18 protein-coding genes are annotated in these 17446 nt (G+C 71.1%); 7 read left to right on the top strand and 11 right to left on the bottom strand.

The annotated features are described in order from the left end of the window. Positions 1-8 precede the first annotated feature (8 nt). Positions 9-659, bottom strand: coding sequence for a class I SAM-dependent methyltransferase family protein (locus tag ABT297_RS10120; RefSeq protein ID WP_350546978.1), 651 nt, complete (start codon positions 657-659; stop codon positions 9-11). A 168-nt stretch (positions 660-827) separates the two neighbouring features. After that, a complete protein-coding gene (locus ABT297_RS10115; protein ID WP_350546975.1) occupies positions 828-1007 on the bottom strand; it encodes a hypothetical protein in 180 nt (59 codons plus the stop codon). 165 nt (positions 1008-1172) lie between these two features. On the opposite strand from ABT297_RS10115, the gene ABT297_RS10110 reads away from it, so the two are divergent. The 3 genes from ABT297_RS10110 (at position 1173) to ABT297_RS10100 (ending at position 2951) form a co-directional block, all read left to right on the top strand. Next, positions 1173-1775, top strand: coding sequence for an HIT family protein (locus ABT297_RS10110; protein ID WP_350546972.1), 603 nt, complete (start codon positions 1173-1175; stop codon positions 1773-1775). Positions 1776-1845: 70 nt separating this feature from the next. Next, positions 1846-2382: a hypothetical protein gene (locus ABT297_RS10105; RefSeq protein WP_350546969.1), complete on the top strand. Its 537-nt coding sequence runs from the start codon at positions 1846-1848 to the stop codon at positions 2380-2382. 104 nt (positions 2383-2486) lie between these two features. Next, positions 2487-2951 carry a hypothetical protein gene (locus ABT297_RS10100; protein ID WP_350546966.1) on the top strand — a complete coding sequence of 155 codons (465 nt, stop codon included), beginning with the start codon at positions 2487-2489 and terminating at the stop codon, positions 2949-2951. A gap of 13 nt (positions 2952-2964) precedes the next feature. Here the strand turns inward: ABT297_RS10100 and ABT297_RS10095 are convergent, their stop codons facing one another. Beyond that, positions 2965-3738, bottom strand: a complete 774-nt coding sequence (locus tag ABT297_RS10095) for an aldo/keto reductase (protein WP_350546964.1) — start codon at positions 3736-3738, stop codon at positions 2965-2967. Between the two features lie 168 nt (positions 3739-3906). Between ABT297_RS10095 and ABT297_RS10090 the strand changes: the two genes are divergently transcribed. Both ABT297_RS10090 and ABT297_RS10085 read left to right on the top strand, forming a co-directional pair. Further along, a complete protein-coding gene (locus tag ABT297_RS10090) occupies positions 3907-5262 on the top strand; it encodes a GH1 family beta-glucosidase (protein ID WP_350546962.1) in 1356 nt (451 codons plus the stop codon). 65 nt (positions 5263-5327) lie between these two features. Then, complete coding sequence (locus ABT297_RS10085) at positions 5328-5759, top strand: hypothetical protein (protein ID WP_350546960.1); 432 nt, start codon at positions 5328-5330, stop codon at positions 5757-5759. 286 nt (positions 5760-6045) lie between these two features. Here the strand turns inward: ABT297_RS10085 and ABT297_RS10080 are convergent, their stop codons facing one another. From ABT297_RS10080 to ABT297_RS10060, 5 genes are all read right to left on the bottom strand, one after another. Next, positions 6046-6786, bottom strand: coding sequence for an ABC transporter permease (locus tag ABT297_RS10080; RefSeq protein WP_350546957.1), 741 nt, complete (start codon positions 6784-6786; stop codon positions 6046-6048). Positions 6787-6791: 5 nt separating this feature from the next. Further along, on the bottom strand, positions 6792-7667 hold the full coding sequence (locus ABT297_RS10075; protein WP_350546955.1) for an ABC transporter ATP-binding protein: 876 nt from the start codon (positions 7665-7667) through the stop codon (positions 6792-6794). Next, positions 7667-7969, bottom strand: a complete 303-nt coding sequence (locus ABT297_RS10070; RefSeq protein ID WP_350546952.1) for a winged helix-turn-helix domain-containing protein — start codon at positions 7967-7969, stop codon at positions 7667-7669. The genes ABT297_RS10075 and ABT297_RS10070 overlap by 1 nt, the downstream gene beginning before the upstream one ends. A gap of 37 nt (positions 7970-8006) precedes the next feature. Continuing rightward, positions 8007-8654, bottom strand: a complete 648-nt coding sequence (locus ABT297_RS10065; RefSeq protein ID WP_350546951.1) for a transporter — start codon at positions 8652-8654, stop codon at positions 8007-8009. Between the two features lie 90 nt (positions 8655-8744). Beyond that, complete coding sequence (locus tag ABT297_RS10060; protein ID WP_350546949.1) at positions 8745-11915, bottom strand: efflux RND transporter permease subunit; 3171 nt, start codon at positions 11913-11915, stop codon at positions 8745-8747. Between the two features lie 98 nt (positions 11916-12013). Here ABT297_RS10060 and ABT297_RS10055 point away from each other — a divergent pair, with 98 nt between their 5' ends. Continuing rightward, positions 12014-12538: a MarR family winged helix-turn-helix transcriptional regulator gene (locus ABT297_RS10055; protein ID WP_350546947.1), complete on the top strand. Its 525-nt coding sequence runs from the start codon at positions 12014-12016 to the stop codon at positions 12536-12538. Here ABT297_RS10055 and ABT297_RS10050 read toward each other — a convergent pair. Next, a complete protein-coding gene (locus ABT297_RS10050; RefSeq protein ID WP_350546945.1) occupies positions 12507-12902 on the bottom strand; it encodes a nuclear transport factor 2 family protein in 396 nt (131 codons plus the stop codon). The two genes, ABT297_RS10055 and ABT297_RS10050, sit on opposite strands and share 32 nt — an antisense overlap. 171 nt (positions 12903-13073) lie before the next feature. Between ABT297_RS10050 and ABT297_RS10045 the strand changes: the two genes are divergently transcribed. Continuing rightward, positions 13074-14342, top strand: a complete 1269-nt coding sequence (locus tag ABT297_RS10045) for a cellulase family glycosylhydrolase (RefSeq protein ID WP_350546943.1) — start codon at positions 13074-13076, stop codon at positions 14340-14342. Positions 14343-14360: 18 nt separating this feature from the next. Here the strand turns inward: ABT297_RS10045 and ABT297_RS10040 are convergent, their stop codons facing one another. Both ABT297_RS10040 and ABT297_RS10035 read right to left on the bottom strand, forming a co-directional pair. Beyond that, the gene (locus tag ABT297_RS10040) at positions 14361-15392 is read right to left on the bottom strand and encodes a COG1470 family protein (RefSeq protein ID WP_350546941.1); all 1032 of its coding nucleotides are present in this window, start codon (positions 15390-15392) and stop codon (positions 14361-14363) included. A 91-nt stretch (positions 15393-15483) separates the two neighbouring features. Next, a complete protein-coding gene (locus ABT297_RS10035; protein ID WP_350546939.1) occupies positions 15484-17433 on the bottom strand; it encodes a purple acid phosphatase family protein in 1950 nt (649 codons plus the stop codon). Between the last annotated feature and the right edge of the window lie 13 nt (positions 17434-17446).

Raw genomic sequence — 17446 nt, 5'->3', positions numbered from 1 at the left:
CGACCCTGTCAGACGAAGGTGAACAGCCGCGCCTGCGACAGCCGCTGCGCCGGCACCGGGGCGGCAACAAGCCGGTGCATGCCGACCCGGAATCGGGCATCGGCGGGCCGCGTGAACGCCATCTCCTGGAATCCGTACTCCCCCAGGCAGGCCCGGACCTCCGTGCTCGGGTCCGAGCCATCTTCGCCGCTACCACGGGTCCAGATCACGAAGCCACCCGCGACCAACAACGCCGGTAACGCGGCGATGGTCCGGCGCACATGCTCGCCACTGATGTTGCCGAACACTCCACAAGCCATCACCACGTGCGCCGGAGCCACATCGAGATACGTGTCCGCCAAACCCGCGTCCCCCGTCCGCACGTCAACCCCGGCCAGGCCCAGCTCGCTGACCGCCGCTCGCGCCCGTCGGCCCAGCTCCGGATCCAACTCCGCCAACACCGCGCGAACCATGCGCCCTCGATCATGGCGGGCCAAGACCGGCAGCACATCGCGCCCATCGCCAGCGCAGATACCGATCAACCGGCGACGACCGTCCTCCTCGGCAGGCGCCTCGGTCAACGCGCGGTCGAGATAGTCCCGAACGACCACCAGCCTGCGGGCCAGCGACGAACCCGCCGAGTCATAGTCCTGGTGCCAGCGAAGCCAGTCCCTCGTCACCCGGCCATCGTGGCGAAGCCCGTCGTCGCTGTCGACCTGGTCACGGCGTGACTGCCGATCGATATGGCCACCGGCTCCGACACGATGAAGCCAGAGCCGATGGCAGGGAGCCTGCTCGACCGGCGCGGCGCGACGGCGTACGCGGGGAGCCAGGGCACGCGTGGTACGTCAGGGCTTCGCTCCGGCCGGCCGTGGCGGCCACACCACGATCAGCGCCGTCGCGATCGGCCCGAGCAGCAGCGACCAGACCCACCAGTACCAGCCGCTGCGGTTCTTGGTCTGCGCCAGACCGGCGTTGACCAGCGCGAGTGTGAGCCAGAAGACGCTTCCCGACACACCGTTGACCACGGATCCCCTCCTTGCCTATCGATCAACCATTCCCAATCCGGGCAAACAGAGCGGTCGTCACTTTACGCGGCGCCGGGGCCGGGGCCGGATGTCGATGTCCGCGGCACGTGCACGACGAGTACCCGCACCCGGAATACGACCGGGCATCCCAGTAGTCTCCGGGTCGTGGCCCTGCGACCTGACGAGTTCTACGACCACGCGATCGCCTCGGCGGATGGTGAGCGACGGCTCTCCCCGGCCCGCATGACGGGGTGGAACATCAGCCCGTTCGAGCAGGATGGTCTGCGCGTCGCGCCGCTGCTGCCGCCGGTACTGCCCGAGCCTGCGCGGCACGGCGAGGACCCGGCGGACTGCGACTCGTGCCGCAACCGGGACGAAGGGATCTGGCTCGACGACCACTGGCGGCTGACCCGGATCGCGAGGGTCGGCGTGCCGCTGGTGCTGATGCTGCATCCACGCGATCACTACGACCTGGATGACCTACCTGACGAGCTGGCGGCCGAGCTGGGGCGGCTGACCACGCACCTCGCCCGCCACATACAGGCGTTGGCGCACATCGGGCGGGCCCACGTCTACCGCATCGGGGACGGTGGCGCGCACCTGCACGTCTGGTTCTTCGCCCGGCCCGAGGGACAGGCTCAGCTGTACGGATCGTGGATGGTCGTCTGGGACGACCTGCTGCCGGAGTACCCGGCGGACGTCGCCGACGCGGACGCGGCGACGGTGGCGGACGCGCTCATCGCCTCCTACGGAGGTTGGCGCCCCTGACCGGCTCCGCCTCCGCCTGCCACGAGCTGATTCCGGGCGGAGGGCATGACTTCTGAAGTAGTGTTGATGTGTGACCGCCGCGCCGCTGGAGTCCGTGCCCTTCTCGGAGCTGCTGCGTCAGCCGGCCGAGACGATCGATCGCCTGACCCGCGCCCGGGCGGTGCGGCTGCGGAGGCGCGACGCCCCGGACCTCGTGCTGATGTCGGCCGAGCGCGCCGAGGCGGAGGCCGAGGTGATCGATGTGTGCTCGCGGCTGCTCGCCGGGGTCGCGCGACGCAACCCGGGGCTTCTCCGCGAGGTTCTGCCGAACGCTGTGCCGTGGGTCCGGTTCCTGCCCGACGCCGACATCGAAGCGATGGCGGCGGAACTCGTATCCACCACGGAGGCCGCCGCAGCCATCGGCAACACTGCGGCGGTGTCGCAGCTTCTCGTCGAGTGGCGGCACACCGCCGAGATCCACGCCGACCCCGAGCTGCACCGAAGCGGTCCGCCGCGGCGGAGCCGGCGAGGGCGCGGCGGACGTGACGCGGGCCTGCGCGGACAACGCGACGGTGGCCCGTCCGGCGAAGGCGCGCAGCGCACGATGCCCCCTCGTGGGAGCCGGTGAGCTGACCGCGCGAAAGCGCAGGTCAGTGCCGACGCGAAGCGAGGCATGGGGGGTGCGGGGTGGGAACCCCCCGCCGCGTCGGAGCCGCAGGAATACTGAGCCCTGTGCAGAAGTGGGTGGCGTTTCGGCTGTCGCGGCAGGGGCGGGTTGTCGACCTGATACGGCGGGTGGCCGAGGCGCGCGATCCGGGGGAACACGGCCACGGTGTCGAGGTGGTCGTCGAGGCGCCGCGCAAGAAGTGGTGGCAGGCGCTGTTCAACCGCGACGACACGCTCGCTCAGGCGCGCATCGTGGTCACCCGGGAGGGCGGCGAGGTGCGGTACCCGTTCGACATCCAACTCGTCACGGCGTACGGCGCCAACGCCGCCCATCGGCTGGGGACCCGGCAGGGCTGGGCGGTGAGCAACTCGGCCGGGATGGCGTTCGTGATCCAGAAGGGCACGCACCGCACCGGCTTCGAGTTCGAGGAGCTCACCGCCGGCGCCGTGGCCGCGCTGGCCAAGCTGCGCCGCAAGCCCCAGGATCGGGGCTGGCGGGCGCGGATCGACCGGTCGGTGAAGCGTTCCTGAGTGACAGCGGCGACTACAGCGCGTCGATCGTCGCGATCTCCTCGGCGGTCAGCGCGAAGCCCAGCACGGCCAGGTTTTCGCGCATGCGGGCCTCGCGGGCAGACTTCGGGATGATGACGATGTCGTGGTGCAGCTGCCAGCGCAGCACCACCTGCGGCACCGTCACGCCGTGTGCGGACGCGATCGCGACCAGGCGCGGGTCGTTGAGCGGGGTGTTCTTGAGCGAGCTGTACCCCTCGACGACCACCCGGCGCTCGCGCATATCGTCGAGGAACTCCGGCTCGTGCTGGGCCGGGCTCCAGGGGACCTGGTTGACGACCGGCGTCTCCCCCGTCTCCCGGATCAGCTCGTCGACGAGGGCGGTGTCGTAGTTGCTGACCCCGGCCGCGCGGATGCGGCCGGCGTCGCGCTGCTCCAGGAACGAGGTCCAGGTCGGCAGCGACTTGCCGCGCGACGGCGGCCAGTGGATGAGCCACAGGTCGACGTAGTCGACGCCGAGTGCCTTCAGGCTCGCCTCGATGGTCTGCCGCTCGCGGCCCGCGTGGGACGGCGGCAGCTTGGTGGTGATGAAGACCTCGGAGCGCTCCAGCCCGCTGTCGCGCAGCGCTCGGCCGATCTGCTCCTCGTTGCCGTACATGGTGGCCGTGTCGATGTGCCGGTAGCCGACGTCCAGCGCGGTGCGGGTCGACTCGTACGCCGACTGCCCGGTGATCTGCCACGTGCCGAAGCCGATCGTCGGCAGGCTCACGCCCGGGGCCAGCTCGACGGCTGGGATCTGTTGTGCCATGCCTCCAATACTGCCCGACACCGCAGCGCATGGCGGCATGGCCGGGCCCGCCCGGCGGAGCCGTCCAATGTGGATCCGGGGCCGGCGCGCGTGGCAACCGCTCGGGGTGGCGACAAGGTGAAGCCCGATGCCGTACCGCACGTCGCCCCGAAGGGGTAGCGTGCGCCTATGCCGGATCTCCCACAGTTCCCGCCGGGCTTCCGCTTCGGCGTGTCCACCGCCGCCTACCAGATCGAGGGCGCCATCGCCGAGGACGGGCGCGGCGCGTCCATCTGGGACACGTTCGCCCACACGCCGGGCCGGATCCGCAACGGCGACACCGGCGACGTCGCCTGCGACCACTATCACCGGTGGGAGTCCGATCTCGACCTGATCGCCCGGCTCGGCGCGGGGGCGTACCGCTTCTCGGTGGCGTGGCCGCGGATCCAACCGACCGGCAGCGGCCCGGCCAACGCCGCCGGCCTGGACTTCTACGACCGGCTCGTCGACGGCCTCGCCGCGCGCGGCATCGACCCGCTCGTCACGCTGTTCCACTGGGACCTGCCGCAGGCCCTGCAGGACCAGGGCGGCTGGAGCAACCGGGACACGGCGATGCGCTTCGGAGAGTACGCCGAGCTCGTCGGCGAGCGCCTCGGCGACCGGGTCAAGCTGTGGATCACGCTCAACGAGCCGTACATCCACTTCGCCCTCGGCCACGTCCAGGGCATGCACGCACCGGGCCTGAACATGCTCACCGACCAGCTGCCGGTCGTGCACCACCTGCTGCTGGCCCACGGCCTGGCCGCCTCCGCGCTGCGGCGCACGTCGAGCGCGCCGGTCACGCTCGCCAACAACTACTCGCCGGTCTGGCCCGCGAGCGACTCCGACGAGGACCAGATGGCCGCGGCCGTCTACGACATGGTGCAGAACCACCTGTTCAGCGACCCTGTCCTGTTCGGTGCGTACCCGCCCGGATACGAGTTCCTAACCACCGCCGACGTCGACTCGATCATCATGGAGGGCGACCTCGAGGTGATCTCGCAGCCGATCCAGGCCTTGGGCGTGAACTACTACAACCCGAGCCTCATCGCCGCCCCGCCGTCCGGCGACCCGCTGCCGTTCGCCCGGCTGCCGATCGAGGGGTACCCGCAGACGGCCTTCGACTGGCCGGTCGTCCCCGACGGCCTCCGCCAGTTGCTCACCGGCCTCAAGGAGCGCTACGGCGACAAGCTCCCGCCGATCTGGATCACCGAGAGCGGCTGCTCCTGGCCGGACATCGACGACCAGTTCCGCATCGACTACATCGCCGGCGACCTGCGGGCGGTGCGCGACGCGATGGACGCCGGCGTGGAGGTACACGGCTACTGCACCTGGTCGCTGCTGGACAACTTCGAGTGGGCGGAGGGCTACCACCAGCGCTTCGGCCTGGTCCACGTCGACTTCGACACGCAGGAGCGCACCCCTCGGAGGTCCTTCGAGTGGTACGGCCAAGTTTGCACCGCAGCTGCACCCCGCCCGGACTTGCATCCAGATCCGACCGGATGACACGGTGAGTGCGGCGGAATCCGTAGCGTTGCCCAGGTCAGTCGTGTGCAGCGTTGGGAGTCGTCGTGGCCGAGCAATACGCCGGAGCCCTCCTCTACCTGGTCCCGGTCGTCGTGGCGGCGGTGGTCGCGTTCATCGTGACGCGCCCTGAGAAGGACGCCCCGGCCGAGCCGGACGCCGCCGGCCCGCCCCCGCAGCGCCCCGAGCGGCGCGGCGCTGGTGCATCCGCGGCGACCCGGCCGTATGTGCCGGCGCAGCGCACCCACCAGCCGCTGAACCGCCGCACCGACCCGCCGACGGTCACGCTGCAGCCGTCGCCGACGCTGCTGCACGCCGCGCTGTCCTCGCACCTCGCGGCCGTCTCCGACGCGGCGGGGGCCGCCGGCACCCCCGCCTCGGCGAAGCGACCCGTGGTGCGCTCCGCCCGTCTGGTGTCGATCCGCCGCCCGGCCCGCATCCCCCGCCGCCCGATCCACCGCTGCCCGCGCAGTTCCTAGCCGGCGGCGCAGTTCCTGGCCGGCGGCGCCTCCGGCGCGGCGCGGCGGGGGGTTCCCACCCCGCACCCCCCATGCCTCGCTGCGCATCGGCACTGGCTGCGCTTCGCTGGCCAGGTCACCCGCTCCCGCTGCGGAACGGGTGTGCTCTACGGCTTTGTTGAACACGATCCCGCGCCACGGACGGGCGTGCCGGTTCCCTGGGCCTCAGGGAACCGGCACGCCGTCTCGCCGCTGCGTCACCCCCGTCGTTGTCGCGGCGCAGCAGGCGGCGGAGAAGCGAAACCGGTCAGCTGAACCTTGCGCCCTCGTCGCGGCGGAAGGCCCACGCGGCCAGGGCGGCCATGGCCACGGTCCAGGCGGCCAGCGAGATCATCGACGTCGCTGAGACGTGGAAGTCGCCCACGGCGGCCCAGACCAGTTCCACGGCGCCGCGGGTCGGGAGATACGGGGCGATGGTCTCGACGAAGGACGGGGCCTGGCTCGGGGCCGACAGGAGGCCGCCGCCGAAGGCGAGCGGGAAGAAGACTATCTGCGCTACCGCCAGGGCGGCCTTCATCGGCAGGGCGTAGCCGATCGCGAGGCCCATGAAGGTGAACGGCAGGGCGCCGGCCACGACGGCGGCCACGGAGAGCAGCAGGCCGCCGGCGGTGGCCGTCGCGGCGGTGAAGAGCCAGCCGATGAGCACCACGGGAAGGAGGGACAGGGCCATGAAGGTCAGGCCCGAGAGGATGCGGCCCGCGAAGGCCGCCGCGGGGCCGGCCGGGAGGGTGCGGGTGTACGGGTCCCAGGGCTGGGCGCGGTCGCCGGAGACGCCGACGCCGTAGGTGAACAGTGAGCTCGTCATCACCGCGAACATGACCATCGACGCGGTGGCGTAGGTGGCGCCGGCCGGGTCGTCACCGGCGAAGGGGACGACGAAGAAGAGCATCGACGCGGCCGGGAAGAAGGCGCCGCCGAGCACGGCGATCGGGATGCGGGCGGTCTCCAGGATGCGGAAGCGGGCGTGGGTCAGGACCAGGGAGGACATCTACGCTACTTTCCGGTCAGGGTGAGGAACGCCTCTTCGAGGGTGGTCGGCTGGACCTGCAGGCCGCGGAACGGCACGCCGGCGTGCACCAGGTCGCGGACGAGCTGGTCGGCGTCGGGGGTGAGCAGGGATGTGCGCCCGTCGGCGTGCTCGACGCCGACGACTCCCGGCAGGCCGGGCAGGCCGGCGGCCTCGGGTCCGGTGGTCAGGGTGACGCGGTGGATGCCGACCATGCCGCGGATCGCCTCCACGGTGTCGTCGGCCAGGACGCGGCCGTGGCCGATGACGACGACCCGGTCGGCGAGGGCCTCGATCTCCTCCAGGTAGTGGCTGGTGAGCAGGACCGTGCCGCCGTCGTCGGCGAAGGTGCGCACGGCATCCCACAGGGCGCGGCGGGCCTGCACGTCCAGGCCGGTGGTGGGCTCGTCCAGGAAGACCAGGCGCGGCCGGCCGACGAAGGCCAGGGCCACGGCGAGGCGACGCTTCTGGCCGCCGGAGAGCGCGCCGGTCTGGCGGCGGGCCACGTCGTTCAGCCCGAAGCGGTCGAGGATCTCGCCGTGCGGTACCGGATCCGGGAAATGGCGCGCCACGAACTCCAGGCACTCGCGCACGCGCAGGGTGGACGGCAGGCCGGTCTCCTGCGGGGTGACGCCGATCCGGCGGCGGCTCGCCGGGTCGCGCGGGTCGCCGCCGAAGAGCTCGACGGTGCCGCTCGTCGGGCGGCGCAGGCCGACGAGCAGGTTGATCAGCGTCGACTTGCCCGCGCCGTTGGGGCCGAGCAAGCCGACGACGCCGCCCTGCGGGATGTCCAGGGTCACACGGTCGAGGGCCAGGGTGTCGCCGTAGCGGCGGCTGACCTCGACGGTGCGGGCGAGCATCATCACGGCTCCTTGGGTGGGTCGATGAGGGCCCGGAGGGCGTTGGTGTAGTCGTCGAAGGCGGCCCGGCCCCGGTTGGTGAGGCCGGCCGAGGTGGTCGGCGTGCGGCCGCGGAAGCTCTTGACGACCTCGACGTAGCCGGCCTGCTCGAGCTTCGTCAGGTGCACCGAGAGGTTGCCGGCGGTCATGTCGAGCAGCTGCTGCAGCCTCGGGAAGGTCATCCGGTCGCCGTCGCCGAGGCTCGACAGGGCCGCCATGATGCGCAACCGCGCCTGGGCGTGGATCACCGGATCGAGGTCAGCCACGTCGATCCCTCCGCTTCGCTCATGCCGATCCCTGCGCTCACGCCCGGCTGGCCGGGCGGGCGCGCAGGTGCAGGAGGATGCCGAGCAGGCACAGGCCGCCGCCTCCGCCGAGCGAGATGAGCAGCGAGTGCCAGCCGGGTCCCGCCAGAACGCCGGCGATGTTGATGACCGTCAGCCACGCGCCGAGGACAAACATGTCCCGGGACATCCAGAGGGCGGCGCCGGCCATGTACAGGGCGCCGACCAGCCCGACCGACGAGCAAGCCCACAGCAGGCCCCGTTCGGCCTCGGGAAGGAACTGGGCGAAGCGGTTCGTCGTGGTGCCCACGCCGGCGAAGGAGAAGAACCACGCGAGGCCGAACGCGGTGCCCTGCCAGGACGAGCGGCCCTCCAGGCCCCGCCCGCGCACGGCCGACACCAGCGCGGTGCTGGCCATCGCGAGTGCCATCAGGGCGAACAGGCTCGCCAGGGGCAGCCAGGCGGGCAGGTCGACGAAGACGCGCCCGTCCGGGCCGTATCGCAGGAAGAGCAGCCCGAAGCCGATGAGCCAGGCGCCGCCCCAGGGCATGTAGTACAGCAACGGGTTGAGCGCCATGGTGCGGGCCGCTGCGGCCTGCTCCCGGCGGATGAGCTCGAGCGACTCGGCGGCCGAGGCCGGCGGCGCATCGTCATCGACGGGCGTCATGCAAACAGCTTTACGCTATAAACCTGTTTGCACAACCCTGAAAAAACGGCCGGCCACCCCTAAGGGTGGCCGGCCGCGTGCGCGAAGCGATTACAGAGAGGGTGCGGGCTCCAGCGGGTCGACGCGGTGCCGGCCGTCCGGCTCGCCGCCTTCCGCTTCCAGGGCCGTCAACGGCGAGGCGTGCCGGCCCTCGCGGCGCTGGCGGCGGCGCTCCTTCGTGCTCTCGACCATCGAGTAGAGGGTCGGGACCAGCACCAGGGTGAGCAGCGTCGAGCTGATCAGGCCGCCGATGACCACGATGGCCAGCGGCTGCGAGATGAACCCGCCCTCGCCGGTGAGGCCGATCGCCATCGGCAGCAGCGCGCAGATCGTCGCCACCGCGGTCATGAGGATCGGGCGTAGCCGGCGCCGGCCGCCCTCGACGACCGCCTCGCGGATCGGCATTCCGGCCTCGCGGTACTGGTTGATGAGGTCCATCAACACGATCGCGTTGGTGACCACGATGCCGATGAGCATCAGCACGCCGATCATGGCGGGCAGGCCCAGCGGGGTGTTCGTGGCCAGCAGCAGGATGATCGCGCCGGTCGCCGCGAACGGGATCGAGACCAGCAGGATCAGCGGCTGGGCCACGCTGCGGAACGTCGCCACCATGATGATGAAGACGATCGCGATCGCGGCGAGCATCGCCAGGCCGAGCTGGCCGAAGGTCTCCTGCTGCTGCTGGCTGACGCCGCCGAGGGAGACCGTCGCGCCGGCCGGCAGGTCGAGGGCGTCGAGCTTCTTCTTCAGGTCGGTCGAGACCTTGCCGAGGTTGTCGCCGGCCGCCCGGCCGGTGATCGAGGCGCTGCGATTGCCGTCGATGCGCGTGATGGCGACCGGGCCGGCGCCCTGCGCGACGTCGGCGATCTGGTCGAGACGCACGAACGGCGGGGTGCCCGGCACCGGGATCTGCAGCGCCTTGAGCTCGTCCAGCGAGGCCGGCGCCGGGCCGGAGCGCAGGACGAGGTCGCGCTGCGAACCGTCGACGGTGAGCTGGGTGAGGGTCTGGCCGCGGTACGCCGCGGAGACGATCCCGCCGACGGCCGCGTCCGACAGCCCGTACTTCGCCGCCACGTCCCGCCGGACGTGCACGTCGATGCGCGGGTTGCTGGCCGCGAGGTTGCTCTCCACGTCGGCGATGCCGGTGACGCCCTTCATCGCCTGCTCGACCTGGCCGGCGGCCTTGGTGAGGTCGCCGGGGTTGTTGGCCTTGACGATGACCTGGAGCTGGTCGCTGGCGCCGCCGCCACCGCCCGCGGTGATCTTCACCTTGCCCAGGCCCGCGCCGGCCGCCGCGACCTGGGTGCGCAGCTCGTCGATCACCTTGTCGACCTTGGCGTCGTGCTTGGCGCTCACCGAGAAGTTGGCCGTGTTGGCCGACTGGGCGCCGGCGAAGCCGAAGCCTGCGGAGGCGCCGATGGTGGCCTGGTACGCCTCGATGTCGCCGCGCGCCGCGAGCATGTCCTCGATCTTCTTGGCCGCGGCGTCGGTGGTGGCGAGGCTGGAGCCGACCGGCAGCTCCTGCGAGATGGAGAACTCCGTCTGGCCGGACTGGTCGATGAAGTTGGTCTTCAGCGTGCTGGCCAGGCCCAGGGTGACGATGAACACCACGATGCTGACCGCGATGGTGGCCCAGCGGGTGGCGCGGCTCTTGGTCACCCAGCTGACGATCGGCACGTAGGTGCGCTGCAGCGGGTTGCGGCGCTCCTTCTCCAGCGCACGGGCCTCGATCGCCTCGCGCTCCTCGACGCCGAGCGCCTTCGGCTGGCGCAGGAACCAGTACGCCATGACCGGCACGATGGTCAGCGAGACGAGCAGCGAGGCGAGCAGCGCCACCGCGATGGTGATGGCGAACGGCCGGAACAGCTCGCCGGCCAGGCCGCCGACGAGGCCGATCGGCAGGAACACGGCGACGGTGGTGAGCGTGGAGGCGACGACCGCCCCGGTCACCTCACGTACGCCGGTGAGGATGGCGTCGACTTTGGCCTCGCCGTACTCCAGATGTCGCTTGATGTTCTCGAGCACCACGATCGAGTCGTCCACGACCCGGCCGACGGCGATGGTGAGGGCGCCCAGCGTGAGCAGGTTGAGCGAGTAGTCGCCGATCCACAGGCCGATCAGCGCCACGACCACCGACAGCGGGATCGACACCGCGGTGACCAGCGTCGAGCGGATCGACACCAGGAACACGAGGATCACGATGACGGCGAAGAGCAGCCCCAGGCCGCCCTCCGTGGACAGGCCCTTGATGGACTTCTCCACGAACGGCGCCTGGTCGAAGACCGAGGTGATCTTCGTGTCGCCGCCGAGCTGCTTCTCGAGGTCGGCGAGCTTGTCCCGGACCGCGTGGCTGATCTTCACGGCGTTGCCGTCGGGCGATGCGGTGACCGAGATGCCGAGGCTGGCCTTGCCGCCGGTACGCGTGATCGAGGTCGCATCGACCGGCTTGAGCTCGACCGTGGCCACGTCACCGAGCTTGGCGGTGGGCGTGACGTTGAGGTTCTTGAGCTCGTCGATCGTGGCCAGGGTGCCGCCGACCTGCACCGCGAGGGACTTGTCGCCCTCGGTCAGGGTGCCGGCGGGGAAGGACACGCCGTTGGACTTGAGCGCGGCGGTCAGCGACTGCGCGTTGACCCCGGCCGGGAACGCCTTCTGCGGGTTCAGCGTGATGAGCACGTGCTGCGTCGCGGCGCCGGTGACCTCGACCTGCCGCACCCCCTCGATCCCCTGCAGCTCGGGCACGACGACCTGGTGGAGCTGCTGCGCGAAGGCGATCTGGTCGCCCGAGCGGGACGCGGCGAGCACCACGGCCGGCAGGTCGTCGGTGGAGCCGGCGATGACCTGCGGCTCGACGGTCGACGGCAGCTGCGAGCGGATGCGCGTGATGGCCGTGTTCATCTTGTTGGTGATGTCGTCGATCGAGGAGCCGAACTCGAAGGACACCTGGACCGTCGCGACGCCCTCGCGGCTGGTCGAGGTGATGTCGGTCAGGCCGGGCACGCCCTGCAGTGCACCCTCGATCGGCTTGGCCACCTGCTCCTCGACGATGTCCGGTGACACGCCCGGGTAGGGGGCGACCACGAACGCGGCCGGGAAGTCGATCGAGGGGATGAGCTGTTGTTTCAGGGAAGGGATGGCAATGGCGCCGAAGCCCAGGACGACGATCGCGATGATCGCGACCAGCCCCCGGTTCGCCAAACTGAGCCGGGCGAGAAACGACATGTCTGGAGTCTTCTTCCGATCGGCTAAGACAGACGTTAGTTCGTGCGATGCTAACCGTTCGCCTCGCGCAAAGTTCATCCAGGGGGTAAAACATTGCTGTGAATACTCACAGGGAAGCACTTCTGCACCGCGTCACGACGGCGGAGGAGCGGATGCGCGCCCTGCTCGCGTACGACCGCAGCAACCCGCTGTTCTCAGTAAACCTCACGATGCAACAGCTCAAGGTGCTATTACTGCTCTCCCGGCATGACGGGATGTCCTCGCAGTCGCTCACCCGTCACCTCGGTGTGACCCTGGCCACCCTGTCGGGGATCATCGACCGGATGGTCGCGCAGGGTTACGTGACGCGCACCGAAGACCCGCACGACCGGCGCGTCCGGCGCATCCACCTCTCCCCCACCGGCCGGCAGACCCTCGCCCAGATCAGCGACGGCGGCCTGCGGGCGCAGCGCCGGCTGCTCGACCGCCTCGACGACGAGACCCTCGGCCGGCTCGCGGACGTGCTCGAGCGCATCGCCGAGGCCGCCGCCGCCGACGCTGTCGAGCAGGGCATCCAGGTGCCGCACGAGGAGTCGCACTGCCGCGAGGAGCTCAGCGCTCGTCGTCCCATGCCATTGCCGTGATCAGCCAGCCGCCCCGGGTGCGGGCGAACTGGGTGGAGACCCAGCCCCGTGCCGCGAAGGTGTTGCCGTCGAGGACGCCGCGCTTGTCGTAGTGGCTCCAGCGCTGGGCCACGTTGCCGAAGACCCGCGTCTCGCCCGAGATCTCCGACTCGGCGAACTCGGTCAGCTTCCCCGAGCGCACCTGCTCCAGCCGCGGCCCGATGAACCCGTCGACGTCCCTGATCTCCGGCGGGGTCTCCAGCGCGCGGATCAGCAGGCCCTTGGGTACGAACAGACCGCGGATCGCCTCGTAGTCGGGGCGCTCGCCCGCCTCGAACGACACCGCCCGGAAGAACGCCGCCACCGACGCCTCGAAGTCGCGCACCAAGGCTCCTTCCCAGGGGTCGGACAGGCCGGCCGGTCAGCCCGGCGTTCCCGACCGTACAACCGGATCCGGCGCAGCGTCGCGGGACATGGCCCGCGGCGCCCGGTGGTTCACCCCGGGCCGCCCGGTACACCGGCCCGGCCCCGGGTAGCCGCCGCTGCCATGAGGAGCGTGCTGGCCCTTGCCCTGCTCGCCGCGGCCGCGATCCTGCTGCCCGCCCCCGCCGGCGCGGCCGAGCCCACGGACGGCATCCGCGTCCGCGACGGCCGGCTCGTCGAGGCCAACGGCAGCGACCTGGTGCTGCGCGGGGTCAACCACGACTTCATCTGGTACCCCGACAAGAACGCCTCGTTCACCGCGATCAAGGCGGCGGGCGCCAACTCGGTGCGGGTGCCGCTCGGCATGGGCCACCAGTTCCGGCGGACCAGGCCGGAGGAGATCCGCACGATCGTCGAGCTGTGCCGCCGGCAGCGGCTGATCTGCGTCCTCGACGCGCACGACACCACCGGCTGGGGCCAGGACAAGAAGGCGACCACCATCGCCGAGGCGGTGCGGTTCTGGAAGTCGGTGCGCGCCGAGCTGACCGGCCAGGAGGACCACATCATCATCAACATCGCCAACGAGCCGTTCGGCGTGGGCGGGGACTGGCCGTGGGTAGGGCAGACCAGCGACGCCGTCCGGGCGCTGCGCGCGGCCGGCTTCCGGCACACCCTCATGGTCGACGGGCCCGGGTGGGGCCAGGACGAGGCGTTCGTGATGCGCGACAACGCCGAGAAGGTCCGCGCCGCCGACCCGACCGGCAACACGGTGTTCGACATCCACATGTACGGCGAGTTCGACAACGCCGCGAAGGTCAACTCGTACCTGACCTCGTTCACCCGGCGCAAACTACCGCTCGTCATCGGCGAGTTCTCCGGCGAGCACCAGTGGGGCGACCCCGACGAGGACGCCATCATGGCCTACGCGGAGGGGCACGACCTGGGCTACCTCGGCTGGTCGTGGAGCGGCAACGAGCAGGAGTTCAGCTATCTCGACCTGGTCCAGGACTTCGACCCGGCCAGCCGCACGGCCTGGGGCAAGCGGTTCCTGACCGGCCCCAACGGCATCTCGACGGGCACCCGGGAGGCGACGGTCTTCCGCAACGGTACGGCGGAAGCCGCCACCGCGCCGCGGGGCACCCCGGTGCGGCTGAGGGTCGCCGACGTGACCTCGAACAGCGTGCGGCTGACGTGGAAGCGCGGCTCCAGCGGTACGACCTACGCGGTCGTGGCGGTCAGCGGCGCGTCGGAGTCCCGCATGCTGACGACCACCCACGCCGACGTGACGCTGCGCGGGCTGAAGGGCTCGACGGAGTACACGTTCGCGGTCTACGCCCGCGGCCTGCTGGGCAACCGCTCGCCGCGCTCGGCCCCGGTCTACGCGGTCACCCCGCCGGCCTGACCCGTACTGCCGCGGGGCTCAGCTCGTCCTGGCCTTCTCCTCGCGCAGCGCCTTCTCCACGGCCTCCCGCACCCGGGCGTCCTCGCGCTCCTTGCCCCGGGCCCGGACGCGGCGCAGCAGGAGCGACGCGCCGACGGCAAGCGCGATCACCGCGACGGCGACCAGCAGCCACATCCACGGCACGGCCCAGGCGTGCGCCTCGGCCCGGACCGCCGGGAGCGAGGTGGTCGAGCCGGACGCGTCGGCGAGCCGGGGCGTGAGCGTCGTGGTCACGGTGATCCGGCCCGTGCGGGCCACGCCCTTGACCGTCGCGGTCACCTTCCACGTCTCGCCGGGCAGCAGGTCCGGCGGCGCCGCGATCTTGGCCGCGTCGGTGCGCGCCCAGCCGAACGGGCCCGCGATCGACACCGCCTGGTCGGCCGAGAGGATGGCGTTGCCGGTGTTGTGGATCGTGTAGCTGACGACCGCGTCGCCGTCGTACGTCACGCGCAGGTCCTCGATCGCGAGGCCCGGCTTGAGGTCGCCGCCCACCCGCAGCTTGACCCGGATGCCGAGGCGCCGCTCCACGTTGATGCCCCGCGTGGTGTCGGGCTGGGTCAGGGCGGTGACGATGCCGCCGGCGTAGTCGCCGGGCGTGGCGTTGCCCGGGACGCTGATCGTGAAGGGGACCTCGGCGCTCTGCCCGGGCTGCAGCGCGACGGTGTCGCCGTCGGCGCGCAGCCAGGCGCCGATGCCGACGGACTTCTTGTCCCTGGTGAGCAGGTCGAGCTGGCCCGTCTCGGTCGTGTAGCCGTCGCCGGCGTACACCGTGAGGTTGACCGGGGCCTTGCCGCGGTTGGCCACGACCATGGCGTCCTTGACCTGTCCACCGGGGTTGACGGCGTGGCTGAAGCTCGACCGGTCGGCGCCGTAGCTGTTCGAGACCGTCCGGACGGTCCAGGCCACATCGCCGTCCGCGGCCAGCGCGGGACCTGCGCCCGGGCCGGCGAGGGCGAAGGCGGCGAGCAACGCCACGACGGCGATGCGAACGACGTTCTTCCGGTGCTGCATCTGGGGTTCTCCGGGGTGGGCGGACTGGGCAGGACGTGGAACACCGGCGGGAGGGCCCGAAGGCCCTGCCCGCCGGATGGAACGGATCCGGTCAGCTGCTCAGCGCGGTGATCGTGAGCGTGGCGCGGTAGTCGCCCTTCTCGACGCTGGCCGGGATCTTCAGGTCGAGCTCGGCCCCCAGCTGGGCGCTGCCCCGCGGGTGACCCTGGTCGGCCCAGCCGAGCCCGCGCGAGACGGACAGGCCCTGGCCCTGGTCGTCGTACCGGGACGGGACCGCCGCGCTGGCCTTCACACCGGCGCCGGCGTTGAGCACCCGCGGCGTCCAGCCGAGGTAGGCGCCCGAGAACGTCTTGCCGGCATCCCGGAAGTCGCTCACGCTGGCCGAGATCGCCCACGGGGCCTGCGAACGGCGGCTGTCCGACACGGTGATCGGGTTGAGGTTGCCGGTCGCGGCGAAGTAGTCGCCGTTGCGCTCCTGGGCGGTGCCCAGGTCCACCAGGCCGTTGTAGCCGTCGATCGTCCAGCCGAACTCACCGGGGGCGGCGTTGGGCACGTTGACCTGCAGCTGCTGGCCGTCGGCGTTGTACGGGTGCACCGTCACCTTGTCGACGATCGAGCCGACCGGCTGGCCCGCCGGGGTGTTGCTGCAGCTGAGACCGCGCTCGACCGCCGGGTTCGGCGCCGCGCAGGTGCCGCTGCGGACGTTCTCCACGACGAGCCGGTCGTTGCGGACCTGGACCTTCACGTAGGAGCGGACGTGCTCCTGGTTCTGGGCCGAGTTGTACCAGTAGCTGCTCGGGTTGAGCGGGTCGGCACCGTTGCCGGCGCCGCTCGTGGCGCTCTTGTCCGGCGCGGTGATGTCGTAGTACTTCGAGCCCGAGGCCGAGTTCGCCGTCACGTAGATGACGCCGCCCGGGCCGGGGTACACGTCGGCGGCCCCGGGCTGCTCGGCCGGGTTCGCCTTCGCACCGTTCTTGATCTCGTAGCTGCGGGAGTAGCTGTGGTCGTGGCCCTGCAGAACGAGGTCGACGCCGAGGTTGGAGAAGGCGGTCGGGAAGTCGACCCGGCGCACCTTGGCGTCCCCGTCCTTGGCGTGGGAGGCCGGCGAGTAGATCGCGTGGTGGAAGACGAGCACCTTCCACTTGGCCTCGGCGCCGTGCTGGTTGATGACGTCGGTGATGTACGCGATGTGCGCCGCGTCGCCGCCGCCGCCCTGGGTCGTGGCGTAGCTGTTGCTGTTCAGGTCGATGAACAGCACATCCTTGTAGATGAACCAGTAGTTGCCGCCCGACGTGTTCGACGCCGGGTTCCCGTTGGCGTACAGCGGGGCCGAACGGTCGGTGTTGGGGGTGAACAGGTGCTGCTCGTAGGCCTTGCCGCCGACATCGTGGTTGCCGATCGTCGCCGCCCACGGGTACTGCCGCAGCTTGTCGGGGGCGAGGAACGCGGTCCACTGGGCCTCGGTGTTGGCCGTCTCGACCTGGTCGCCGCCCGACACCAGCAGCTCGGCGTTCGGGTTGGCCGCGAGCGAGACGTCGAGGGTGTCCTGCCAGCCGGCCTGGTCCTTGGCCAGGTCGCCCGACGAGCCGATCTGCGGGTCGCCGTAGAACAGGAAGTCGTAGTCGCCCTCGTAGTCCTGCGTCTTGAAGGCATAGGCCGGCGACCAGTTGCCCTCGGTACCGACCCGGTAGGAGTACGCGGTGTGCTCCAGCAGGCCGGTGAGCGTCGCGTGACGGTTGTAACCGCCACTGGTGGCGATGTTCGCCGCGCCGACGGCCGCGAAGGTGGCCGCCGACGCCGGGAACTCACCGCCCACCAGCGACGCGGTCGGGGCGAGCTGGACCTTCTGCGCGGTGTCGGCCGAGGAGTACCAGGTCACGATGCGCTGGGACTCGTTGGCGCCGACGCCGAGGATGATGCCCGTGAGCGCGGCCGGGTCCGCGGCGGCGGCGGGGGAACCCACGCCACTGCCGAGGGCCACGGCCAGGCCCACGAGCGCCGCGGTGGCCCCTGCGGCCACACGACGGGTGTCTAACTTCATCAATTTCTTCCCT

It is taken from the genome of Dactylosporangium sp. NPDC000555, assembly GCF_040300025.1.
In the GTDB taxonomy this organism is placed as follows: Bacteria; Actinomycetota; Actinomycetes; order Mycobacteriales; family Micromonosporaceae; genus Dactylosporangium.
This window is presented reverse-complemented; position numbering and strand designations above follow the sequence as displayed.